Annotated in this window: 26 protein-coding genes; 20 read left to right on the forward strand and 6 right to left on the reverse strand. The window is 36.7% G+C overall.

Annotated elements, in window-relative coordinates; all coding sequences use genetic code 11:
- The first annotated feature begins 80 nt into the window (after positions 1-80).
- The 5 genes from ABE34_RS13025 (at position 81) to ABE34_RS13045 (ending at position 4,575) form a co-directional block, all read left to right on the forward strand.
- Complete coding sequence (locus ABE34_RS13025; protein WP_197142988.1) at positions 81-779, forward strand: response regulator transcription factor; 699 nt, start codon at positions 81-83, stop codon at positions 777-779.
- Complete coding sequence (locus ABE34_RS13030) at positions 776-2,221, forward strand: ATP-binding protein (RefSeq protein WP_197142989.1); 1,446 nt, start codon at positions 776-778, stop codon at positions 2,219-2,221. Before ABE34_RS13025 ends, ABE34_RS13030 begins: the two co-directional genes overlap by 4 nt.
- A 2-nt stretch (positions 2,222-2,223) precedes the next feature.
- Positions 2,224-3,291, forward strand: coding sequence for a LolA family protein (locus ABE34_RS13035; protein WP_197142990.1), 1,068 nt, complete (start codon positions 2,224-2,226; stop codon positions 3,289-3,291).
- Positions 3,292-3,301: 10 nt separating this feature from the next.
- Positions 3,302-3,523 carry a hypothetical protein gene (locus tag ABE34_RS13040; protein ID WP_197142991.1) on the forward strand — a complete coding sequence of 74 codons (222 nt, stop codon included), beginning with the start codon at positions 3,302-3,304 and terminating at the stop codon, positions 3,521-3,523.
- A 104-nt stretch (positions 3,524-3,627) separates the two neighbouring features.
- Positions 3,628-4,575: an MBL fold metallo-hydrolase gene (locus ABE34_RS13045; RefSeq protein WP_197142992.1), complete on the forward strand. Its 948-nt coding sequence runs from the start codon at positions 3,628-3,630 to the stop codon at positions 4,573-4,575.
- A gap of 174 nt (positions 4,576-4,749) precedes the next feature.
- Here the strand turns inward: ABE34_RS13045 and ABE34_RS25845 are convergent, their stop codons facing one another.
- The 3 genes from ABE34_RS25845 to ABE34_RS13060 all read right to left on the reverse strand — a co-directional run bounded on the left by ABE34_RS25845 (position 4,750) and on the right by ABE34_RS13060 (position 5,908).
- Positions 4,750-5,055: a YrdB family protein gene (locus ABE34_RS25845; protein WP_197237932.1), complete on the reverse strand. Its 306-nt coding sequence runs from the start codon at positions 5,053-5,055 to the stop codon at positions 4,750-4,752.
- A 72-nt stretch (positions 5,056-5,127) separates the two neighbouring features.
- Complete coding sequence (locus ABE34_RS13055) at positions 5,128-5,481, reverse strand: DUF4260 domain-containing protein (protein WP_197142994.1); 354 nt, start codon at positions 5,479-5,481, stop codon at positions 5,128-5,130.
- Positions 5,468-5,908, reverse strand: coding sequence for a MerR family transcriptional regulator (locus ABE34_RS13060; RefSeq protein WP_197142995.1), 441 nt, complete (start codon positions 5,906-5,908; stop codon positions 5,468-5,470). Before ABE34_RS13060 ends, ABE34_RS13055 begins: the two co-directional genes overlap by 14 nt.
- A 134-nt stretch (positions 5,909-6,042) precedes the next feature.
- Here ABE34_RS13060 and ABE34_RS13065 point away from each other — a divergent pair, with 134 nt between their 5' ends.
- From ABE34_RS13065 to ABE34_RS13095, 7 genes are all read left to right on the forward strand, one after another.
- The gene (locus ABE34_RS13065) at positions 6,043-6,441 is read left to right on the forward strand and encodes a sigma-70 family RNA polymerase sigma factor (protein WP_346655561.1); all 399 of its coding nucleotides are present in this window, start codon (positions 6,043-6,045) and stop codon (positions 6,439-6,441) included.
- A gap of 100 nt (positions 6,442-6,541) precedes the next feature.
- On the forward strand, positions 6,542-6,775 hold the full coding sequence (locus tag ABE34_RS13070) for a hypothetical protein (protein ID WP_197142996.1): 234 nt from the start codon (positions 6,542-6,544) through the stop codon (positions 6,773-6,775).
- Positions 6,775-7,179, forward strand: coding sequence for a hypothetical protein (locus tag ABE34_RS13075; RefSeq protein WP_197142997.1), 405 nt, complete (start codon positions 6,775-6,777; stop codon positions 7,177-7,179). Before ABE34_RS13070 ends, ABE34_RS13075 begins: the two co-directional genes overlap by 1 nt.
- Before the next feature lie 174 nt (positions 7,180-7,353).
- Complete coding sequence (locus tag ABE34_RS13080; protein ID WP_197142998.1) at positions 7,354-7,737, forward strand: hypothetical protein; 384 nt, start codon at positions 7,354-7,356, stop codon at positions 7,735-7,737.
- 516 nt (positions 7,738-8,253) lie between these two features.
- Complete coding sequence (locus tag ABE34_RS13085) at positions 8,254-9,702, forward strand: tetratricopeptide repeat-containing diguanylate cyclase (protein ID WP_197143111.1); 1,449 nt, start codon at positions 8,254-8,256, stop codon at positions 9,700-9,702.
- Between the two features lie 189 nt (positions 9,703-9,891).
- Positions 9,892-10,407 carry a sigma-70 family RNA polymerase sigma factor gene (locus ABE34_RS13090; protein ID WP_079560250.1) on the forward strand — a complete coding sequence of 172 codons (516 nt, stop codon included), beginning with the start codon at positions 9,892-9,894 and terminating at the stop codon, positions 10,405-10,407.
- Complete coding sequence (locus tag ABE34_RS13095; RefSeq protein ID WP_197142999.1) at positions 10,394-11,056, forward strand: TIGR04104 family putative zinc finger protein; 663 nt, start codon at positions 10,394-10,396, stop codon at positions 11,054-11,056. Before ABE34_RS13090 ends, ABE34_RS13095 begins: the two co-directional genes overlap by 14 nt.
- Before the next feature lie 226 nt (positions 11,057-11,282).
- Here ABE34_RS13095 and ABE34_RS13100 read toward each other — a convergent pair whose 3' ends face one another.
- Together ABE34_RS13100 and ABE34_RS13105 are read right to left on the reverse strand one after the other, a co-directional pair.
- Positions 11,283-12,242 carry a DUF2167 domain-containing protein gene (locus tag ABE34_RS13100; RefSeq protein WP_197143000.1) on the reverse strand — a complete coding sequence of 320 codons (960 nt, stop codon included), beginning with the start codon at positions 12,240-12,242 and terminating at the stop codon, positions 11,283-11,285.
- Between the two features lie 30 nt (positions 12,243-12,272).
- Positions 12,273-12,482: a hypothetical protein gene (locus tag ABE34_RS13105; RefSeq protein WP_079560252.1), complete on the reverse strand. Its 210-nt coding sequence runs from the start codon at positions 12,480-12,482 to the stop codon at positions 12,273-12,275.
- 515 nt (positions 12,483-12,997) lie between these two features.
- Between ABE34_RS13105 and ABE34_RS13110 the strand changes: the two genes are divergently transcribed.
- Together ABE34_RS13110 and ABE34_RS13115 are read left to right on the forward strand one after the other, a co-directional pair.
- A complete protein-coding gene (locus tag ABE34_RS13110; protein ID WP_197143001.1) occupies positions 12,998-13,582 on the forward strand; it encodes a biotin transporter BioY in 585 nt (194 codons plus the stop codon).
- A gap of 207 nt (positions 13,583-13,789) precedes the next feature.
- Entirely contained in the window at positions 13,790-15,364 is a 1,575-nt protein-coding gene (locus ABE34_RS13115; protein WP_197143002.1) for an amidohydrolase, read from the forward strand.
- 41 nt (positions 15,365-15,405) lie between these two features.
- On the opposite strand, the gene ABE34_RS13120 is transcribed toward ABE34_RS13115, so the two are convergent.
- A complete protein-coding gene (locus ABE34_RS13120; RefSeq protein ID WP_197143003.1) occupies positions 15,406-15,624 on the reverse strand; it encodes a hypothetical protein in 219 nt (72 codons plus the stop codon).
- A gap of 257 nt (positions 15,625-15,881) precedes the next feature.
- On the opposite strand from ABE34_RS13120, the gene ABE34_RS13125 reads away from it, so the two are divergent.
- The 6 genes from ABE34_RS13125 to ABE34_RS13150 all read left to right on the forward strand — a co-directional run bounded on the left by ABE34_RS13125 (position 15,882) and on the right by ABE34_RS13150 (position 23,052).
- A complete protein-coding gene (locus ABE34_RS13125) occupies positions 15,882-17,654 on the forward strand; it encodes a glycerophosphoryl diester phosphodiesterase membrane domain-containing protein (protein ID WP_197143004.1) in 1,773 nt (590 codons plus the stop codon).
- Positions 17,655-18,002: 348 nt separating this feature from the next.
- Positions 18,003-18,935, forward strand: coding sequence for a stalk domain-containing protein (locus ABE34_RS13130; RefSeq protein ID WP_197143005.1), 933 nt, complete (start codon positions 18,003-18,005; stop codon positions 18,933-18,935).
- A gap of 234 nt (positions 18,936-19,169) precedes the next feature.
- Positions 19,170-19,715, forward strand: a complete 546-nt coding sequence (locus ABE34_RS13135; RefSeq protein ID WP_197143006.1) for a cysteine hydrolase family protein — start codon at positions 19,170-19,172, stop codon at positions 19,713-19,715.
- A complete protein-coding gene (locus ABE34_RS13140; RefSeq protein ID WP_197143007.1) occupies positions 19,715-20,260 on the forward strand; it encodes a GNAT family N-acetyltransferase in 546 nt (181 codons plus the stop codon). Before ABE34_RS13135 ends, ABE34_RS13140 begins: the two co-directional genes overlap by 1 nt.
- Before the next feature lie 278 nt (positions 20,261-20,538).
- The gene (locus ABE34_RS13145; RefSeq protein ID WP_197143008.1) at positions 20,539-22,485 is read left to right on the forward strand and encodes a primary-amine oxidase; all 1,947 of its coding nucleotides are present in this window, start codon (positions 20,539-20,541) and stop codon (positions 22,483-22,485) included.
- Between the two features lie 21 nt (positions 22,486-22,506).
- Entirely contained in the window at positions 22,507-23,052 is a 546-nt protein-coding gene (locus tag ABE34_RS13150) for a hypothetical protein (protein ID WP_197143009.1), read from the forward strand.
- Positions 23,053-23,066 lie beyond the last annotated feature (14 nt).

Here is a 23,066-nt window from a genome sequence, read left to right on the forward strand (position 1 = left end):
TCTATGGTAATTATAAAGAAAGTATAAAGTTCAGAAAAAATGTCTTTTTACATAGTAAGGTTAATGCAGGAGGAAAACAGATGAAAGAAAAGCTATTACTGATTGAGGATGATACGGCGATTGGACGTATTGTGAAGGAAACGCTTGAGCAAGAAGGTTACCAAATTACTTGGGCAACAACAGGACTGGAAGGGCTAGCTGATTTTCAAGCTGATACATTCGATATAGTGTTAGTCGATTGGATGTTGCCGGAGATGGACGGTCTTACTGTTTGTCAAAATATTCGTTGGGAAAGTGATGTACCTATTTTAATGATGAGTGCACGTAAGGAAGAGGCTGATAAGGTTGAGGGCTTACAGGGCGCTGATGATTATATTGCGAAACCGTTTAGTTTAGAGGAGTTAAAGGCACGTGTTGCCTCACACTTACGTCGTTGGCAACGTTATACGAAAAAAGAAATAACAGAAGATATTTCATCCTTTACACAAGGCTTGAAAATTGATTGGCAAAAGGAATCAGTGCGCCTTCATGATGAAGAGCTTACTTTAACACAGAAGGAATTTGCGCTGTTAAAACTACTTGCGAAAAATCCAAACCAAACTTTTTCAAAAGAAGAGTTATATCAGCATATTTGGCAACAGGCTAGCGTAGATGAAACACATACAGTAACAGTACATATAAAGGAGCTACGAGAAAAGCTAAAAGATCCAGTTAAAACCCCGTATTATATACAGACGGTTTGGGGTAAGGGCTACCGCTTTATTGGTGAACCGCTGTGAAAATTAAAACATGGTTGCTCATCACTTTTTTCATCGTGATGGTTTTACCGATAACTGGTGCTTATAGCCTTTATGTATGGATTAATGCTTATTATCAAGATAAAAACGTTGCTGAGTATTTCGGAAAATTAACAGAGCTCAATCAGGTAAAATCTGTACTCGAAAATCCTATATATTATACAAAAAATGCGGATATAAAAGATATTGAAGCATTAACAAATGATCATCTTGCAATTACAATTTACTCGAAATTAGGCTTGACTTTGTATTCCTCAAATCCATTGAATACGGGGTTTGCTTCTAAAGATAGTATTTTTAAAGGTTTATATGAGCTAAAGCAAAATTACAATGCCTTTACTTATAAAGAACCTGTTTATCAAGATGAAGAATTGCTTGGGGTTTATGAGATTCAATTAGTTAGGACGGATTGGGTAAAAGGTGTAGAAAGCCGTTCTTGGCTTGTAATAGCTAGCTCTATACTATTATTCCTCCTTATTTATTTCGCAGTTATGCTACTGCTTAACCGTAAATTAAATCGCCCGTTACATGAGCTGATGCGGCAAATGCGTACTTTTGCAAAGGGAGAGCATGTGGAGTCAAATTTAGTAGCAAGAAAAGATGAAATTGGAGACCTTGCTCAAACCTTCCTTGCCATGCAGGACGAAATTGAAAATGCGCGAGCTCATTTAAAAGTTGAACAACAGCAAAAGGAGCTAATGATTGCAAGTATTTCCCATGATTTGAAAACACCTCTTACAGCTATTCAAGCATATGCTGAATCTTTACAAAGCAAGGCATTATCAGAAGAACAGCAAGACGAGTACCGACAAATTATTTTAACTAAGTCTGAAACGATGAAGCAGATGTTAGAGGATTTACTAATGTACACTTTACTGCAATCGACAAGCTATCATTTAGAACTTGTTGCAGTAGATGGGGCCGAGTTTTTTGAAATGGCACTGTCTGATTATGAGCAACTATGTAGGGATCGAGGATTTATGCTTGAAGTCACTTGTGACATAGATGGTATGTATGCAGTGCATCCCAAACAGCTTCAACGGGTGATCGACAATTTAATGAGTAATGCATGGCGCTATGGAGCAGTAGGTACAACGATAGGCTTAGCTGCTGTGAATGCTGAAGATTGTCCGGTATGGAGCTTTGATTTTGTACGGCCAGTTCTAAAAAAGCAAGAGGGTATGTATATCATCTTACAAAATAGCGGGCAAGGTGTAAAAAAAGAGGATATTGAGAAATTATTCGAGCCGATGTACCAAGCAGATTCAGCAAGAACAAAGGCTGGAGAGCGTGGTACGGGACTAGGATTAAATATTGCAAAACAAATAATAGAAAAGCATGGTGGGACAGTAGAGCTTGTATCGAAAGAAGGCTATGGAACAGCTGTACTTTGCTGGTTGCCACCAATTAAAGGAGAGAATTGATAATGAATTGGAAAAAATCATTACGTGCAGCAGGTTTAGTTGCTGCCCTAACATTTAGCTTAGTAGGTTGTAATACAGAGGGATCATATTCACCACAGGAAATTATTGATCAAGCATTACAGGAAACGAAAGAACCACTTACTTATTATGGTGAATACAAAATGGATATGGGCGAGATTGGTGGAAAAGCTCAAGTCAAGGAGTGGACTAAAGATGGTAAACGACGTATTGAGATGACAGCTGATAATGGTGAGCATATCATCACAGTCAACAATGGTTCACAAATTATGATGTATGATGTTGTAAAAAACACTGTTCATAAAATGGATATTGGCGAAGATAGTTTAGGTGCATTTCCATCGCCAAGAGATCAGGCAGAATCATTATTTAATTTAGTAAAGGATACACATGATGTGAAAATTGGAGGGGAGGAGAAGATTGCAGGGAGAGATACGTATAAAATCGTAGCAAAAGCCAAAAAAGAGGATACTTTACTAGGTGATATGGAAGTATGGGTTGATAAAAAAACATGGGTAACGTTAAAAACAGTAACGAATAGTGCTGGAACTAAAATGACATCAGAGTATACGAAACTGGATGACAATACAAAAATTGATGATGCGCAATTTACAATTGATTATCCAAAGGATGCAAAAGTGGAAGAAATAAGTGTACCTGAATCTGAGTCAGTGACACTGGATACAGTGAAAGAACAGCTTGGCGAATTTTTAATGGTGCCGGAAGTAAATGGACTAACTTTGGAGGATATTTCATTAGATAAAGGGATAGAAGATCGTTCTGAGTATACCTTTAATTATACGAAGAATGGTCAGCAAGATATTTCTGTAACAGTTTTTAAAGAAAATCGTAATGCTACTAAGGAAGAGCCTATTTTAGGAGAAAAAGAAATGGACATCCGAGGTCAAAAAGGAACTGTCATGGATGAGCAAAAATTCCATTCAATTGGCTGGCAGGAGAACGGCTATCAATATAGCATTTTTATTGGAGATTCTAAGCGAACAATCGAAGACCTTGTAGCATACGCGAAACAAATGACCATCGTAAAATGAGGTGAATTGTATGAAAAGAAATGAATTTATCAAATGTCTCGCATTGTTTTTATTTAGCACAGTTTTTTTATACGGTGTAGGTGAAACATACGGGGTTCCATGGCTGCAATTTCATTTCTTAGGACAATACAGTGATGAAGGTTTTTATTTCAGTTTTAGCTCTTTAACGCCTATACTTGGCGGCTTACTAATAGTTGCGCTATATGAAACGAAGATTAAGCGAATCATCTAATATGAGGAAAATCCACTTTGAAAAAGAGTGGATTTTCTTTTATATCTTGATTTATTTACAAGTATAAATGCTATAATATGTAAAAACTTTAGGGGGAACTATGAATGGGACGGGAGATTATAGAAACAAACTATTTTACTTTGCATAATTTATGTGACGGTGTTTATGCTGCGGTTGCTAAACCAGGTCAAGGCGCTTGGAGTAATGCGGGAATCATTGATTTAGGTGAAGAACTTCTAGTTTTTGATTCGCTAAGTACCCCTTCAGCGGGGGAGGAGTTAAGACGCCAAGCTGAAAGTTTAACCGGTAAGAAAGTAAAGTATTTGATTAACAGTCACTATCACGGGGATCACGTTTTTGGGAATCAAGTATTTTCGGATACAACAATTATTTCTACATATGTAACGGAGAAATTGTGCAAAGAAAAGAATAAGATTGAAGACTACGAAAAGGAAAAGCAGGATATGAATCAATACCTGCTTCGGCTAAAAAGTAAAATTGATTCAACAGGGGACATCATTATAAAAACGAGTTTAATCAACCAATATCAAGAAATGTCGAAGGTGTTGGATGATTTATCTCAATTACAAATTGTGTTGCCATCCATGTTGTTTGAAGAAAAATTGACTATCGCAGGTTCCGATAAAACTGTTGAATTATATTGTTTAGGTGGGGGACATTCACCGAGTGATACATTTATGTACTTACCTAAAGAAAAAATAGCTTTTATGGGGGATTTAGTGACAGAAGATTTACATGTCCCGATCTATAACCCTGAAGAATTTTTGAACATATTAAAGCGAGTTAAACAAATCGATATCAATATAATTGTTCCTGGTCATGGTAATGTTGCAGATTTGACTGTATGCGATACGTTAATTGATTATTTATCTTATATGACTCAACGAGCAAAAGAGGCCCTTCAACGAAAGCTGTCACTGGAAGATTTTGTTTTTGAATTTGATGTACCTAAAACGTATAGGGAGTGGAATGGAGTAAACGGTATTAAAGCTAATCTTACAACGGTATATACATACCTTCAAAAAAGCTAAAAGAGGCTGGGACACAAGGATTTTAGCCAATGAAAAACCCGAATAATTACGAAACGCTCATCCTGTGTTTCGTAATTATTCGGGTTTTCTGTTTATATTCATTGCTAATATAAAAATTATACGTTTTTCATAATGTACAAATTAGTTATGTCCCAGCCTCTTTTTTAGCGTTGATTAAATACGGAATAAAATCTGATTAATGATGATTAGTATAGAAAATACATTAGCTAATTTTGTTTGACCTGTAGCATATAGTGCTATGACAGCTAGCGAGAATATCACAAATTCAAACATAAAATGCGAAATCCCACTCAATGGAAATGTGGCTTTGGGTGAACCAAACATACTCCAAAGAACTACAAACAAAGCGGGTGCTCCAACTCCAAGTAGGAGCTTGAAGAATATGCCTTTCCCAGTTTGTATACCCCAATTTATTAACACGCAAATTTCTAATAAAAAGCGAAGAACTAAATTCAACAAAAATCAGTTTTTGAAAGGCTAAACATTGACGCTGGTAAAATTCCGCTTACCGATAGATTCGTTACCTTTAACCTAAGCTATTTGTTGTAAATGAGTTTTTGTAAAAGCTTCATCATATTTTAAACCATAGCCTAATGTACGATCTAAAAATATATGAGCTAACCAAATTATAGAAGCCATTAGTAGCATTGGTGATGCAGTGACAAAGCCTATAATCAAGAGAATACCTGGCAGGACTAAACTGTGGCCCATATTGTAAAATAACGCGCCAACTTTAGTGTTTACTATGTAACCTAACATCGTTATATCAGGTAGTAATAAAAGTAGTGCAAAATATAGGAACGAAAATTCAAAATGCCAGTAGAAAAATACAGTTACTAAAAGTGCTATTAAATATTCTGATGAGATAATTTTACGTAGTTTCATGATGAACACTTCCTTCTTGTAATTTATTATACATATCCTCGATAAGTGAACCGATGACTAACTTATTTTCAGCGTATTTTCCTTCAGCCATTAATGTTTGAGTGAGCTGTAAGGATTGTAGTGCCTGCTGATAAAAATATAACTGCTGTTCAATGTGAGTAATCTTTGCAGAGAAAAGCTGTACGGTCTCTTGATTGCAGGAATCTGAAGTAGGCTTTTGCTCTAGTGTAAGGAGTTGATTGATTTCTTGTAATGTGAAGCCAAGCTGCCTTAATACTAAAATAAATTTGATTGTATGTTCACAAGTGACATCATACACGCGGTACCCATTGTCCTGTTTATTTGGATGTAGTAATCCTTCTTTTTCATAGTAACGTAAGGTATCGGTAGATAAATTATATTTTGCTGCAAACTGTTTGATATGCATGTAAGCACCTCCTAAATTTATCCTAACATTGGAGTATGCTCCAAGGTCAATACGGAAATTGAAATTTTTGAAAATTAAGTGAAATGGTTGAAACGGTCATTTATTGGTAGTCGTTTATAGTGTAAGAGGTGGAGGTGGACGGCATACTTGAACAAATTATGGATGATCATGCAGAACATTTATTGCGTCTCGCCTATTTTTACTTGAAAAATAGACACGCGGCAGAGGATATCGTGCAGGAGGTTTTTATAAAATTTTCTCAGCATGATTATGAGGAACGCGGACAGCTACGTGCTTATTTATCAAGGTTAACAATTAATAAAAGCAAAGATTATTTAAAAAGCTGGCATTTTAAGAAATTAATTTTACAAGAAAAAATATTCCCTGAGAGGGCTAACATACAGAGAGACACACTGATTGAAGCGGAGGAAAGGTCCCAAATTGGGGCAGCTATTTTAAAGTTTCCACTAAAATATAGAGAGCCAATCATCCTTTACTATTACGAAGAGATGAAGATTGCCGAAATAGCATAAGTTCTAGGTATTGTAGAAAACACTGTTAAAATAAGGTTAAAATGGGCAAGAGAAGCTTTAAAGTCTCAACTAAAGCTGGAGGAATGGGAGGTGCTGGGACATGAATGAATGGCAAAAAGAATTGATAAAAGTGGCAGGGGATATGGTAGAGAGTAAAGAGCGTGTCAAAAATCGTGTCTTACAGCAGCGAGATGTCAAAGCTAAAAAGCCCATTCAATTCGCGCTTTTAACAGTGATTGTCACGTTTTGCTTCGTTGGATTTGTTTTGCTGCAGCTACTGAATAAGGAAACGAAACAAACTGCGATACACAGCTTACCCATTTTGAAAATATAATGCGCATCAATTGGGGCAAACAAGACGAGGAATTTTATACAAAAGAGGCAATAGAGCGCTACAAAAAGGTAGTTGCCACTTATTATTATGCGAATTCACTTAGTCTCCAATATTCTGAGGCAGAACTAAAGGCTGTAAGGAAGGAGCATTATGACGAGCTTTTTATGTTACAACAATCACCTGAATATGCGAAGCTTTTAAAAGAGAAGGGAATCAGGAACTACTTTAAAACATACGTGGAGCCGTTGTTACCGATGTATACAGCTCAAAAAAAGCTGGATTCCTTTTACCGAGGAAAGTACCCTACTCTCCCAAACGGTATAGTACAAGAAATAGCCGCTCAGGATGCTATCCGCTATTTTGATAAGCATTTTGCAGATCAGGTAAAAGCGATAAAGGAGTAAAATGGAATCAAGAATTATTCAAGTAATTCACATGGAATTAAGTATGCGGGAACAGTCATAAAAGTAGAATCCAATGCCTTTCTATTTGTTGAAAAAGCTATTCCGGAGGACTTAGTAAAACTATCGCAAGAGCAAATTATGAGATAGTACCCACAAGCAACTTGGTATCCGGTTTTGGATGGTTTCCCGGTAAAGCAAGGAGATTATGTCAGTATAGAATCAAATAGGAGTGAGTCAATTGATGAAAATGGTAGAGTAACAAATTACGGTGTATTAAACAATGTGGAAATTGTTGAACCAACAGTAACGACTATGCTCAACGTTCAAAACGAACGGGAAGTCATGCAATTCTTTCGACAAATAGAGTGGCAGCTTGCTGAAAATATTGGAGACCCTCCAGATTATTCATTTATACTAGATGGAGTTCGTGTAGATGTCTGGGATAGTTCCGGTCAATCACTTGATTTGTATAAAGTAGGTTATGGTATGGTACATCTAACTAAAGAAAGGTCAGTAGAGTTAAAGAAGCTTTTAGGTATTGAAGAATCTTTACAATAAGCTGTATGATAATATAATCGGCATACCTTACCATTTGGACTTTTTGGGAGCGCTTTCTTTATCTAGCAAAAAGCATCACGTCCTGTGTTACACCTTCGTGACCAACCTCGTGCTGTTGTTTTTGCTCCCGCTACTTGGCGCTACGTTTTCGCACAAAAAAAGCTGTTGTCCCGAAGCTCTCATGAAAGTAGCTAGCTAGAACGGAAATCAACCTCATATTATGATGATGATCCATCCATATATAGTCATCCCCACATTCTTCAAGTCTCTTTCGAGAAGAGGCTGTTTTTTTATTTGAAGGAAAATTATGGTTTTTATGGTATCTTTAATATTCCCCCTATAAAAAGAGTCGTTTTACAGGTGGAATCACAATTTTTTAGGATAAATGAATCACTTAATGAGATTTTGAGGTTAATTTTACTCATAAATTTGAAAATAAATGAGTCCGAGGAATTGTAATAATTGGCACATAAAGATAGTATTAAAGAAGTAGGGGTTACTTTAAGGAGGGGCGGTATGAACACACAGGAGTTTGAAGAATTATGGATTACGCTCAATGAATTGTATGAAGCGAATCGCTTTATAGAATATATAGAATTAAGTAGTGCCGCAATTGAAAGTGCTATAGAGCTTGGTATGTATAAAAAAGCAATCTTGTTATTACGCTATAGCTGTGCAAGCTATTTTCAAACAGGTGATTTGCAAGTATCCATTAGTGTGCTAGAGCAATATCAAGAATTAACCTTCCAATATGGCGATGATATCGATTTAATCCATCATTATATTTTAGCATCCATTTATTGGGGGACGTTTGGTCATATAAAGAAATCGAAAGAGTTTATGTTCAAGGGACTAGAAATTGCTGAGCGTATTCAACATACAGATAGCATAGGGAAAATTTATAATAATTTAAGCGACTTAGAAAACTCTTTAGGGAACTCTCAAAAAGCGAAGGATTTTGCATTAAAGAGCTTATACTATGCCAATTATTTTGAGACAAAGCATGAAAATCCGTATTCAGGGATTATTTATTCAAAAATAAACTTAGCTGTTGCACAAATCTGCTTGGAAGAATTTGATGAAGCAGATGAATTATTGCAAGAATTGCTAGTGACGATTAAGAAACCACCTTACTCCAAGTTACAATTGGAGGTAATGAATGCCTATGCATTGCTTTGTGAAAAACAGGGGCGCATTGGTGAGGCCATTGATTTGTATCAAAAGTCGAAACACTATGCCTTACAAAATAATGATTTGTCTATGCTTCAAACTATTTATAATTCTTTAGTGAAGCTAATAGAAGAACAAGGGAATAAGCTTGTATTGTGCTCGATACAAAAGGAATATATAAACATTTTATTAGAAATACAAAGGGAAAATTATACTCATTTATTATTTGAGCTGGAGTATAATGACCAGAAAAAACGTTTTGAAAAAACTTCTTATATTGATCCATTAACGAATATTTATAATCGACGTTATTTTGATGAGAATGCAGAAAAAATGCTGAAGAAAGCTTCGGTAGAAAATCAGCAATTAGCATTAATGATGATTGATTTAGATCATTTTAAAGAAATTAATGATGCTAATGGTCATTTATTTGGTGATGATGCTTTAACGATTACTGCAACTACATTAAAGGATTATTTTCAATCATTTGAGTCGATTGTTGCTCGTTTTGGCGGAGATGAGTTTATCGTTCTTAGTCAATTACCGGAGGGTGAATCTATTCAAACGATAACCGAAAATCTCTATCAAACATTAAACTCTCTGTCCTTAACAATTAATGATGAGGCTGTTCAGTTGGAATTTAGTATTGGCGTAAGTACGAATAAACAAGGTAAGCTTGCCACTGTTGAGGAGTTGATCCATAATGCGGATACAGCACTATATACGTCAAAGCGCAATGGTCGTAACCAAATCACAGTTTTTAATCAATATAGTGGTGCGGGGAATCGTAATTAAATGAGTCAGATGACTGGTACTGGCGTATAAGTGCAAAGATTTAGTATCAATCAAAAAGGATCTGCTTCATTCCAACGTAAAATCGTTGGAGTTTCGCAGATTCTTTTCTTTTGAAAAAAATTTTTTAAAAAAGTGAATCGGAAATAAAGCGGCGTCCGTCAGTAGTTTAGAAAGAAGGTGAGGACAGCGATGGATATTGAAAATATTATTGCAGAGCACGGTGATTATTTATTAAAGGTTGCTTATTTATATGTGAAAAATGAAGCGACAGCTGAGGACATTGTGCAAGATGTGTTTATCGCCTTTTATCAAAAGCAAGAGCAATTTCGTCAAGAAGCATCATTACGTACATATTTAGTGAAAATGACGGTCAATCGAAGCCATGATTATTTGCGCAGCTGGAAAAGTAAACGATTGACACTCTTTGAAAAAATAACAGGACGTACGACAGCAGTCACTCCTGAAAAAGAATATCTTGCTAAGTCCACAAAACGAGAGCTAGTAGAAGCTTTGTTTACATTATCAGTGGCCTATAGGGAAGTACTGATTCTCTACTATTTTGAGGATATGACGACAGTTGAAATTGCACAGCTCGTATGTTGTCCAGAAGCAACAATACGTACAAGATTACAGCGTGCTAGAAAGCAACTTGCAACAGCAATCGGTGATTATGATTGGGAGGTGTTACGCCATGAATCAATTTAAAGAAGATGTGCTACAAGAACTTCGAGATATAAAGCTTACAGATGAGACAAAACAGGCAATTGCCCAGAATGCCCGTAGTAAAACGAAACAAAGAAGAAGTAGTCCGTGGCAATATCGTATGGTGCTTGCGACGTTTACGATATTGGCCATTGGTTTTTGTTATTTATTAACACAGAATAAACATTCAGGTAGTCATCAGGCAGCTAGTGTACAGCAAGAAGCGGATACATGGAGCCTATGGACAATTTTACAAAACGATTTCGTAAAAGGTATATTGCTTTTTAGTTTTTTGGTAGGTATTGCCTTTATTATTAAACGTGTGCTAATCAAGAAAGGCTATGGCCTACCGGTGTGCATTGAGTGTGGGGAAACTTGGTCAGAGAAGCAGGCTCGAAAAATGTACCGAAAAAATGGACAACTTGAATGTCCTTATTGTGGGAAAAAACAATATCGCTCAAAAAAATCAATGAAAATGGGTGGTATTTTAACGTTCCCGATTCCACTTATGGTATTTATGCATTTGACTTTTGATAATATTGCTATCGGGACTATATTCTTTATGGCTGGAGTTCTTATTTATTATCGACTACTAGCACCATATGTATTTGATTTACAAGAAGATGATCCTATCAACGATCCGCTTTGGTAATTTGTATAGAGAAATTGCTAGTTCACTTTATTTAGATTAGATTGACAACGGTTGAGAGGATGCAATATTCGCTACGGTTTTGGCTATTAGGCACTTCTTAAAATGAATACCGATATGAAAAGCCCCTCCTAATCACACGGCTAACGAGCGATTAGGAGGGGCTTTAACATAATTCCTATTATTAACCACATTCTCGAAAACGTTTAGCGGTTATTTCTCATGCAAATTAAACTTTCTGCTTGTCAATCTCTTGGTCCTTGTCCTGGTCCTGTGCAGGTTGCTCCGCTTGTGTCGATAGTTCCTCCGAATGTTCAGGTTGCTCCGGTTGCTCTTTCTTCAATCCCATTCTTTTACGAATAAAGCCCCAAATCGCACCGACAGCCAGCACAATTATGATCCCGAACTTCTTCAATAGAGGTAGTAGTATAGCAAAAAAGCCCGCTTTTTTGGCAACTGCTAGACCCGCACCTCCAAGAATTAATCCTGTCAAGCCGAATTCAGCTACCTTATCGGTTTTTTTGTCAAAATCCTCATAGCGCTGACCCTTCTTTAAGTTAAACTGTGACAGAATTTTGTTGTTAAACACAATACGATCGGCCTGCAATTTTGCCGGATCTGAGACTAGTATCGCCGAGATATAGCCTTCGCGTGATAGAATTCGTACATTGTAGTTAATAACACCGTTGTTCTGATTATCATGCGCTAATAAAGACCACGACAAACTATGTAATTGGTTGTCGTAGAATGGAGCAACATCCCATTTGTCAACGAATAACTGATTTTCAGGGCTTAACTCCTTATTCATTTCTTCCGTACCTTCTTTGTAGCTTTCCAACAAGGCATCAGCATCAATTTCCGCTTTTTCGTCGTCTTCTATATATCCAGATTCGTCATATTCGAAATAAACGGCCCAAGTTTGATTTTCATCCTTTGGAAAAACAACGCCGATTTCTGACCCGCTCGGTTCCATTCCGCCCTGCGTTAGGTACTTTTTCGTATCTTCGGCATTAAGGAAAATAAAATCACTGTCTAACTCCAGTTCCGCTAAATTGGTCCCCACGTCAACTTTCTGTCCACCTTCGATCCAATTCAGCTCTTCTTCGGCGAATGCGGGAACCGCACACACCATCATAATTAAAGTCATAACAGTTACTGATTTAAATAGTCTTGCAATAAACGATTTCAAAATAAACTTCCTCCCAAAAATCACATGTTCTTATGCTGCGGACGACTTGTCCTTCTTTCCTTTAAATAAATGAATGCATACTAGGACGGCACCTATACCTGCAAGAGCAATTTCGACATAGGTTTCACCTCCGCCAAAAATGTCGTTAAAAACGGTAAATAATTTGAATTGTAGACCGAATTGCGGCAGTATAAATGCCCCTAAACCTAAAATTAATAAAATGATTCCAGTGCGTAACATAACTTACCTCCTTAATAATGGAAAAATACTTTAGTATGTTACCATATAAACCAAAATGTTACAATGTGCATTCTTCCTACTATTATATGCTGGCACAATTTCTACCACTTGTTCGCACACGTTTGGAGACTGTGATACCTATTCTTCATTTTCAAAATACGGGTCTTTTTCAGAACTATTTTTATCCAAATGGACTAATTATAGTCAAAAAACCAACATTAATTGTAGAATGTTAACGAATCGTACATTCCTTATAAATATGTGACTAATTATATTTACACATTTTTTAATAACCATTTTGGAATTAGATTATATTTGGTGAGATTTTCTTATCAAATAGTACCAGATTTATTTAAATTACAAGCTGAGGTATGATTAAAAATTGCTAGTTTACTATAGTAATTTCTTTTTTTATAGCAATTTTTCAAAATAGATTGACAACAGTTTTCATTTGCTTTATGTTTGTGTTAACTTATTTTCATCTATAGTTAACGCACAAGGGGAGGAAATTTAGTTTGAAAAAGAGTAGTACATATAATTATGTGTTAGCGGCATTTGGTGCAGCGATTATTGCTGTTCTTGCGCAAGTAACGATACCGTTACCACTTATTCCAATAACAGGGCAAACATTAGCAGTAGGCTTAGTCGTAACGATTTTAGGAACAAGACTAGGCACGTTGTCTGTATTGATTTATATTTTGCTTGGAGCGGCAGGTATTCCAGTATTTAGTGGTATGTCTGGAGGGTTTGCGATTTTAGTTGGGCCAACAGGTGGCTATATTGTTGGATTCCTTGTCGCTGCAATCATTATGGGCTTATATTTAGACAAATTCGGTATTACAATTTTCCAAGCTATTACTTCGAACATCATTGGGATGGTTGTGACATTGGCATTTGGAACGACTTGGTTAAAAATCGTTGGAGATTTAACTTGGACAGCTGCATTTATGGGTGGTGCGGCACCGTTTATTATAGTAGGTATTGTGAAAGCCGTTATGGCAGGATGGTTTGGCGTAATTGTTCGGCGTCGTCTAGAGCGAGCACATTTAATTTCTTTCAACGTGGCACAAACAACCGTTGAACAGACGAACTCGGCCTAAGAACGCCACGTCCTGTGGCAAGTTATCTGTGCGAAAGCGAAGTGGCAGCGACACAAGACTGAGTGACCAACATCATGTTGCTGACGCTGCGTTAGCACTACGCTTTCGCACAAAAAAACATCTGTTGGCCCAATGCCTCCGGCCGATTCAGGACGCAATTATACCGTGGAATAATTGATTAGAAACGATTGCATAGGAGGAATTGTTTTGGCAACGTTATGGACAGGTGGAAAAATTTACACGATGGCACAAGTTGGTGGAACAGTTGAAGCAGTCCTTGTAGAAGATGGAAAAATTGTGGCGACAGGCTCAGTAGAGAGCTTGTCGCCACAAGCTACTTCTATTCAAGATTTACAAGGAAATGTGATGTATCCAGGCTTTGTCGATAGTCATTTACATATTATTGGCTACGGGGAGAAATTAAAGCATATTGATGTATCGAACGTCAGAAGTAAGGATGAGCTACTGGCCATTATTCGTGAAAGAATGCTGGAAGTTCAGGCAGATCAATGGGTGATTGCGATAGGGCTTAATGAGACACAATTTGAAGTTCCTATTTTCCCAACATTAGCGGAACTCGATGCTCTAGGGGAAGCACATTTAATAATTAAGCGTAGTTGCCATCATTTAATTTTGGCTAATTCCAAGGCAATGGCATTTGGAGGAATAACAAACGCCACACCATCACCAGAAGGTGGCGTCATTGAAAAAGTAGCTGGTCAGCTTACGGGCGTCTTAAAAGATGCAGCATTGTATATGATTGTTAACCATATGCCTCATATTACGCCAGAATATATCGAGGATGCGCTTGAGAAGGCGGTATTATCCTTGCAATCATATGGCTTAGTGGGTGGTCATTCTGAAGATTTAAGCTATTACGGGCCACCGATCCAACCGATAAATGCTTTTCTAAAGATTGTCGAGGCAAGGCAATCGTTTAAAGTTCATTTATTACAACACCACACAGTATTTAAGGAAGTAACTAAGATGGAAGAAACATCTTCTCCGTATTTAGAGTTTGGTGCAATGAAGATCTTTATCGATGGTGCATTTGGAGGACGAACTGCAGCCTTACGAGAACCATACTGTGATGAGCCAGGTAATTGCGGTATGCTTGTCCATTCAACAAAACAATTAGAGCAATATGTTCAACTTGCACGACAGCATGGACAAACAGTGGCAGTGCATGCCATTGGGGATTTAGCCATTGAAACAATTTTAAACGTATTTGCTACCTATCCGCCCCAGGAAGGTCAATTAGATCGTGTTATTCATTGTAGCTTAGTGGATGAAGGGATATTAGAAAAACTCGCTGCATTGCCAGTCGCTGTGGATATGCAGCCGCAATTTGTGCAGGGCGAGTATGTGGCAGAACTAGCTAGGCTAGGGGAGGAACGAGCAAAAGGCTTGCACCCATTAAAATCGCTACTTGATCGGGGATTAATCGTTGCGGGTGGTAGTGATGCCCCGATTGAAGTACCAAATCCCTTATACGGTATATACGCTGCAGTCACAAGGCGGAATTTTGGAGAATCTCATAACGGTTACGGCTCAGAGGAGAAAATTTCACGTTTTGAGGCAGTACGACTCTATACTGTAGGAGCTGCGCAAATAATAGGCCAAGACGATATTCGAGGTAAGATTGAAAAAGGCTATACAGCAGACTTCACTATATTAGAAGAGGATCTTTTTACGATAGCTATTGAAAATATTCCACAGGTAAAAGTGGCATATACGGTCGTGGATGGCCGTATCGTTTATGAAAAACGCTGTAAAGAATAAACTTTACAGCGTTTTTTCATTTAACAAATATTTTTTAAGAGCTATTGTTTTTCTGATAAATTTTCCACTCGATGCTCTAGCGCTTTCACCCGAGTTGTTAAATTGTCTACTTTTTGTTGAAGTGTTTCTTCAGGAGGTAGAGGAGCTGTCGATTTCATTTTTTTAATCATATTAATCATCAGGAAAAATAGGGCGAGGAAACTTACAAGAAGTACAGTTGTACTAATAAGATCTTTAAAGTTAAAAATCGTATGTATCATAATTATTAGCCCCCTTAAATTGTATCGATTTTATTATTTACTGAGTGACATACAAAAAAGTTTCAAAAATTTTTTAGACACTACTATAAATACTGAAATCTTATCATTTTTACTCGCATATTATATGGGACAAATTGTATTTTAAGAGCTCAAGTAATTTAACATAAATGGCTTTACATATCCTGTAAGGAGGAGCTTTTAAAAATCGTAAAGATGCTTAAGATAGGGGATACGATAGGTATGACTGGGGTGAGTAAATGCACAAAACAGGACAAGTGATGCGCCAAGCCGTCTACAATATTTATAAGTATCGCTTTGATTATATACAAGTTTTCGTACTGATTAAATTATTTCAGTTTTTATTAATTGTTCCAGTAATAGCTATCGTATTTAAACTAATGTTACGAGTTACTGGTTACACACAAATAACAGAGCAAAATATTCAAAGTTTTGTGGGGCATCCCTTTGTCATCTTGATGATCATTCTTTTTATAATGCTCATTTTGCTATTTATTTATTATGAAATGGGCTTTCTTTTTATAATGGCCTTTCATCAACAAAGAGGTACTCGCTATCGATTTCAACACATATGGCAGCAACTCAATCGTAAGGTGTTTTCCTTTTTTAGTATTCAAGTCATTTTTTTTATTATTTATATTGCACTTTTATTGCCATTAACTTCATTGATACTTCCGCTAACATTCACGCAAGCCTTTTCCTTTCCACATTTTTTGACAGATGAAATCATGAGCAGTCGTTCTGGTCGTTTACTATATGCGGCTATTACAATAGTTTTAATTATAGTAGGGATACGTAGCATTTTGGCAATGCCGATTTTTACAATCCAGCCAAAAATATCTTTACTTCGTTCATTCATACAAAGCTGGCGTTTTTCAAAGCACGGCTTGTTGGGCCTCCTTGGATTAATATTCATGCTTATTATAGTACATTTACTTGTGATGCTTGGCATTACGCTAATAAGTACTTTTCCATTATATTTGTTGGAGCGTTTGATTCCGAGCACCGCACTTGTTACAGCAGCGATTACTCTTTCTTTTTTAGAAATGGTTTTTGGAGTGTTATTTAGCTTACTGCAAGCAATGATTTCACAAGTAATGGTGGCGATTACTTATCATACGCCTATATTAGGTAGATCACGATTTACACCGAAATTTAGAAAAAGAAACTATAAGCCGTTAACTTTCATCATTTTGGTTTTTTTCATCGCATTAAGTGTGATGAATGGTATTTCATTAGAAAAAAGTGTCTATGCACCAGATACAAAAATTATTGCACATCGGGGCTACACGAAGGGGAATGTGGAAAATACAATCAGCGGCCTTGTCAGTGCAGCAAGTTCGGGTGCAGATTTAATCGAAATCGATATTCAACAAACCGTTGATGGACAATTCGTAGTATTTCATGATCAAACATTAAGAAGACTCACAGGTAAAAATGGTGTTATTGCCAATATGACGCTAGGTGAATTAAAGACGTTAACAATTCATGCTAATGGCTTTAACGATAAAATTTCATCATTAGATGATTTTATTGAAATAGCAAAAGCCCTAAATGTTTCCTTATTAATTGAACTAAAAGTACATGGTAAAGAAACGGAAGATGTATTGCCCAAGTTAGTAAAAAAACTAAAAGCTTACAAGGTTCTTGATAAGTATTATGTGCAATCTTCAGATCCACAAATGATGTCACAAATAAAAAAATTGGCACCGAACTTACGGGTTGGAATTGTCTATGCATTAAATATCGGGCCGATGGATGAAACCGTAGATTTTATTTCACTAGAGGAAGCATGGGTAACAGACCAGCTAATCTCAGAGATGAAGCAGCAAAAGATTGATTTGTTCGTATGGACATTGAATAATAATCAGTCATTACATGATTTTATTCGGAAAAATGTCAATGGAGTCATAACCGACCTCCCCGATATGGCTTTGGATATACGAAAGAAGCAAAATGAACGTGAATACTTCTTACAGCGTATACTAAACCTAATACAATTCATGTATTAAATCTGTATGAAACGCTTGTAATACTAGATTAAAAGAAATACCCGCGGAAGGAAGGTGAATACCCGCGGAAGAGGAGTGAATACCCGCGGAAGGAGCAAATACCCGCGGAAGAGGAACAAATACCCGCGGAAGGGAAGCGAATACCCGCGGAAGAAAGGCGAATACCCGCGCGAAGCAAGGGAATATCCGCAAATCAATACAAAAAGTATAAGTAAAAGCCGAGATTCTTCGTTGTAAAAGAATCTCGGCTTTTTTAGCATTCCTCTAAAAAAGTTGGCAATGCTGTAACCTTTTTCTTTTATAATCGACTACTTCTATGAATTCGTGAAATGAAGGAGATGCTTTATTATGAAAATGACGAAAGTCGTACCATTTGCCATGTCAGCATTATTAATCGGGGGCGCTGTAGTAGCTCCAACCGCATCAGCAAACGAAGGAGAAGCAGTTGTGACGAATGCTACTGATAATAAGGAGCAAAATCCAGAAGTTCAACCAACTTTTATTCAAATAACTGGAACAATTGAGAATGTTGAAAAACGTGAGGATGCGACCTATTACACTGTGAAAGAGAACGAAAATATAAATGTTTTTGTCGTGAATGACGAGACACTAGTTTTCGATAATACAGGTAAAGAAGTTAAACTACAAAAGGGTGATCAAGTAACAGCTTACACGTATGCAAATAAGCCAATGCTTATGATCTATCCACCACAATATAACCCAGAAGTAATTATTGTTGAAACAAAAGAAATGGGAATTGTTGAAGTAGACTTTTTCAATAAAGAATTAGTGAATACTGATAATACGTTAAAACTAAATGTTGGCAAAGAAACGGAATTACTTAGCCTATCTGGTAAAAAAGTAAAAGCTAAAGATTTAGCAGAGCAACATTTACTAGTTTTCTACACAATTACAACAATGAGCATTCCAGCACAAACTCCACCTTCAAAAGTTGTCGTTTTAGATACGATTGCACAAGAACAAGGTGAAGTAGATCCGTCTAAAGCTGCTGTACAAGAAATTATAAACAATGATTTTTATGAGGTTGAAGGTACTAAAATGGTACCATTACGTTTAATTGCCGAAGAGTTAGGCTTTAAAGTAGAATCAACAGGAAAAGGCGCTATTATCTCTAAAGGCGCAGTATCTTATACAATTACACGTGGTCAAAAAGAATATGGCTATAATAAAGCACTTCGATATTTTAAAGTAGCACCAGCTTTATTAGAACCATCAAAAACATATGTACCAGTTGAATTTATTGAAGAATTAATGAAATAAAATGTTGTTTTACCCCCTTCATGGCATTGTGCTGCGGAGGGGGTTTTATCTTAACTTAGTATATGCTTTAGAAAGGATGCGGCTCATCTGACGCTCACAAGAAAGAATATAGCCTGAACGGTAATCAACCCCGCGTTATGGTGATGCGCTATTCATTTCTCATAATTCTCTTTAAATGGAAAATAAATTTATGTACAATTAGTTAATTAAAGTCAAATTCTAAAGGAGCACTATATGAAGCAGGCATTAATAATCGTGGATATGCAGGAAGCGTTCTTTTTGGACAGTGAAAACTATTTATTTGATTATGAAAAAGTGTTAGATAATATTAATATGTTAATCACTTGGGCTCGTAATAGTGAAGTTCCTATTATATTCATCCAACATACGGATTTAAATAAGGACGACGATTTTGCGTTTGGTAAGCCAGGGTGGGATTTATATCATGGGCTTCTGCGACAACCTGAGGATAAAGTGATTCAAAAAACTACGTGGGATGCATTCTATCAAACGGAATTAGCGCAATATTTAAGGGACCATCAAATTGAGCAGCTTATTTTTGCGGGTGCTCAGACAGAATTTTGCCTTGATACGACCATTCGAAATGCTTACAGCCATGGGTACCACAACAATATTTTAGTTGAAGGTGCACATACTACCCTACATAGTCACGTACTAACCGCACAGCAAATTATAAAGCACCACGAGTCCGTTTGGCACAATCGATTCGTGAACATTCAGCCATGTACTTTTTTAAATAACTTAGAGGGGTTTCAATAATGCGCATAAACAGCCGAGAATTTAATGTCAATGAACTACAGTATACAATTAGATCCGCCAATATCGAAGATGCCCAAGCATTATCAGATTTAAGGTTACAGCTTGATGGGGAAACCGAAAACTTCGATAGAGAACAAGGGGAAGGCTTTATCGATACGAAAGGTTTTGAAGCGATTATTAAAGAAGACTCAGAAAGTCCAAGAAATTTGTGTTTAGTGGCAGTAGTCGATAATCGCATTGTCGGATTCTCAAGATGTGCGGGATCGCCATTTAAAAGAATTGCTCATAAAGTAGAATTTGGTGTAGGTGTATTGAAGGAATTTTGGCGCTATGGAATAGGCAAAAACTTCCTGAAAGCGTCGATAGAGTGGTCTGACGCAAATGACATTAAAAAAATGGCCTTGCAAGTTGTAGAGACAAATGACAAAGCAATTTTGCTCTATAAAAAGCTTGGCTTTGAAGTAGAAGGCGTCTTAAAAAATGATAAATTCCTTTCAGATGGCAATTATTATAATACGATTGTTATGGGAAGAATTAAGGCATAATTTTAATATAAACTCAGCTAAGCTAAGCAAATAGGTGCTTAGCTGTTTTTTTTTACAACAAAAACAACTTGCTATTGCAAAATGGGAGACGGTCTTTAAATGGTGGTCTTTAGGAGAATTATAAAAGATTTCAATAGCATAAATAATACTTAAAGCAGAAAATATTATATATTTTTAGCTAAAAATGTCTTATCTATAAAAAATGCCGTTATTTACAATAACTTTCACTGAATTTTCTGATTATAATTAAAGGCAACAAATAATAAGGGGTTGATACAATGTCAGTAAAGGTTAATCCAAACGTTGAGCTAAGCCACCCATTATCACCATTATCTGAAGTAGAAATTGAAAAAGCTGTTCAAATAGTCAAGGAACAGCAACAGTTGTCTGAACATGTACGATTTATGTCGGTGATGTTACATGAACCTAAAAAATCAGAAGTACTAAATTACAAACTAGGTAATACTGTAAATCGCCGAGTATTTTTAGTGATTTTAGATGATAAAGAATTGAAAACGTTTGAAGCAATTGTAAATTTAACTTCAGAAATAGTTGATTCCTATGAACATATTCCTGGGGTACAACCAAATGTAGCCTTAGAGGAATTTGAGCAATGTGAAGAATTAGTAAAGAGCCACCCTGATTTTGTAGCAGCTTTACAGAAACGTGGCATTGACAATCCTGATTTAATTATGGTGGATCCTTGGTCAGCAGGGAATTTTGGTGTTCAGGAACATGAAGGTAAACGTTTACTTCGTGCGATTTGCTGGCAAAAAAAATCACTAGAAGATAACGGATATGCTTACCCTTTAACAGGCATTGTAACGTATGTAGACTTAAACAAAATGGAAGTTTACAAAGTAGAAGATCACGGGATACGTCCAATTCCAACAACACCAGGTAATTACCATCCTGAAATGGATGAATCGATTGTCTTTAGAAATGACTTAAAACCATTGGAAATCATTCAACCTGAAGGTCCAAGCTTTACGATTGAAGGTAATTTGATCAAATGGCAAAAGTGGAGTTTCCGCTATGGATTTACACCACGTGAGGGCCTTGTATTATATACAATTAATTACCATGACAAAGGCAAGGATCGTCCAGTTCTTTATCGTGCAGCATTATCAGAAATGGTTGTCCCTTATGGTGAACCAACAGTTTCGCATAATACACAAAATGCCTTTGATGCTGGTGAATATGGAATGGGTCAATTAGCCAATTCATTAGAACTAGGTTGCGACTGCTTAGGCGAAATTCAATACTTTGATGGTGTTGTAGCGGATGTTAAAGGAAATGCGCGTACGATTAAAAATGCGATTTGCTTACACGAAGAAGATTACGGGATTGGTTGGAAACATACAGATTGGCGTACAGGCCATGTAGAAGTACGTCGCTCACGTCGACTAGTAATCTCATTCTTCTGTACAGTTGGAAATTATGATTATGGCTTCTATTGGAGTTTCTACCAAGACGGTACGATTGAAGCTGAGGTCAAGCTAACAGGTATTTTAAGCACTGGTACATGTGAAGATGGCATCCAAACAAAATATGGATCTGAGATTTCTCCAGGATTAAACGCAGCACATCATCAACACTTCTTTAATTTCCGACTTGATACGATGTTAGACGGTGAAAATAACTCAGTCGTTGAAACAGAAACAGTAGCAGAAACATTGGGAGAACACAATCCGAATAGCAATGGTTTCTATCCTGTTTCACGTATCTTTAAAACGGAGAAGGAAGCGTTACGTAATTTAGATTTAAAAACGCAGCGTACTTGGAAAATTATTAATAAAAACTCACTTAACCGAGTGAATCAACCTGTTGGATATAAAATTTTGCCTGGCGAAAATTGCTTCCCATTTGCTCATGAAGAAGCAAGTGTTATGAAACGTGCTGGTTTCCTTAAACACCATTTACACGTTACGCAATTTGCTGAAAATGAAAAATATGCAACAGGTATGTATCCAAATCAACATTCGGGAGGAGATGGACTTCCAAAATACGTTGAGAAAAACCGTTCAATTGATGATGAAGATATCGTCGTTTGGTACACGATGGGCCATCATCATATCCCGCGCCCTGAAGATTGGCCTGTAATGCCAACTGCATACATCAATTTCCAATTGAAACCAGTTGGATTCTTTGATCGAAACCCAGCAATAGACGTTCCTAGACCGGACAAGAAGTGTCACACAACTTCGTCTTGCCATACACAATAAAACTCTTAAAGGGGTGATTATATGCTACCATTCCTAAGCATGTTGGCGATTGTTACTTTTACGGTCATCACTAACCGTTTATTAAAACAGCGTTTTGCTAATCATGGCATGGCCAAGTGCTGTATAATGCTGATTTCTATGACAATGAGTACGGCTGTTGGGATGAATATGGCTACCTGGCTTCCCGATATGGTACTAGGTGCAATAACATCTATTATTATTTCTATTGCATTAGGCTATTTACTGTCAACAGGCTTACCAATGTACCTATTCATGGAAAGTGTAGGATCTAGTTTTATGGGAGCAATGATGGGCGCGATGCTAACATTAATGACCACCCAATATGTAACGGTAAGCATTATCTTTTTTACAATGATGTTTATTGTAAGTGCTATCATTTCTATCGGTGTATGGAATCGTGAAATGTTTCCTATCTTCATAAAAGCTATTCCAAAGCATATATACATTGTAGCTGGTTTAATGATTTGTGTACTAGTAGGAAGTAGTTTTGAGATTCAAAACGAGGTACCTGTAAAAGAAGAACAACAGCATCATAATCATAATTAAAGGGGTCGATCATT

This window comes from Lysinibacillus sphaericus, assembly GCF_015844675.1.
GTDB lineage: Bacteria > Bacillota > Bacilli > Bacillales_A > Planococcaceae > Lysinibacillus > Lysinibacillus sphaericus_E.

Excerpts from the sequence above, each read along its gene's own strand:
- ABE34_RS13135 (WP_197143006.1), top strand. The coding sequence starts at position 19,170 with ATGAAGCAGGCATTAATAATCGTGGATATGCAGGAAGCGTTCTTTTTG.
- ABE34_RS13040 (WP_197142991.1), top strand. The coding sequence starts at position 3,302 with ATGAAAAGAAATGAATTTATCAAATGTCTCGCATTGTTTTTATTTAGC.
- ABE34_RS13035 (WP_197142990.1), top strand. The coding sequence starts at position 2,224 with ATGAATTGGAAAAAATCATTACGTGCAGCAGGTTTAGTTGCTGCCCTA.
- ABE34_RS13125 (WP_197143004.1), top strand. The coding sequence starts at position 15,882 with ATGCACAAAACAGGACAAGTGATGCGCCAAGCCGTCTACAATATTTAT.
- ABE34_RS13070 (WP_197142996.1), top strand. The coding sequence starts at position 6,542 with ATGAATGAATGGCAAAAAGAATTGATAAAAGTGGCAGGGGATATGGTA.
- ABE34_RS13095 (WP_197142999.1), top strand. The coding sequence starts at position 10,394 with ATGAATCAATTTAAAGAAGATGTGCTACAAGAACTTCGAGATATAAAG.
- ABE34_RS13105 (WP_079560252.1), bottom strand. The coding sequence starts at position 12,482 with ATGTTACGCACTGGAATCATTTTATTAATTTTAGGTTTAGGGGCATTT.
- ABE34_RS13090 (WP_079560250.1), top strand. The coding sequence starts at position 9,892 with ATGGATATTGAAAATATTATTGCAGAGCACGGTGATTATTTATTAAAG.
- ABE34_RS13045 (WP_197142992.1), top strand. The coding sequence starts at position 3,628 with ATGGGACGGGAGATTATAGAAACAAACTATTTTACTTTGCATAATTTA.
- ABE34_RS13145 (WP_197143008.1), top strand. The coding sequence starts at position 20,539 with ATGTCAGTAAAGGTTAATCCAAACGTTGAGCTAAGCCACCCATTATCA.
- ABE34_RS13085 (WP_197143111.1), top strand. The coding sequence starts at position 8,254 with ATGAACACACAGGAGTTTGAAGAATTATGGATTACGCTCAATGAATTG.
- ABE34_RS13055 (WP_197142994.1), bottom strand. The coding sequence starts at position 5,481 with ATGAAACTACGTAAAATTATCTCATCAGAATATTTAATAGCACTTTTA.
- ABE34_RS13060 (WP_197142995.1), bottom strand. The coding sequence starts at position 5,908 with ATGCATATCAAACAGTTTGCAGCAAAATATAATTTATCTACCGATACC.
- ABE34_RS13120 (WP_197143003.1), bottom strand. The coding sequence starts at position 15,624 with ATGATACATACGATTTTTAACTTTAAAGATCTTATTAGTACAACTGTA.
- ABE34_RS13025 (WP_197142988.1), top strand. The coding sequence starts at position 81 with ATGAAAGAAAAGCTATTACTGATTGAGGATGATACGGCGATTGGACGT.
- ABE34_RS13140 (WP_197143007.1), top strand. The coding sequence starts at position 19,715 with ATGCGCATAAACAGCCGAGAATTTAATGTCAATGAACTACAGTATACA.
- ABE34_RS13075 (WP_197142997.1), top strand. The coding sequence starts at position 6,775 with ATGCGCATCAATTGGGGCAAACAAGACGAGGAATTTTATACAAAAGAG.
- ABE34_RS13130 (WP_197143005.1), top strand. The coding sequence starts at position 18,003 with ATGAAAATGACGAAAGTCGTACCATTTGCCATGTCAGCATTATTAATC.
- ABE34_RS13150 (WP_197143009.1), top strand. The coding sequence starts at position 22,507 with ATGCTACCATTCCTAAGCATGTTGGCGATTGTTACTTTTACGGTCATC.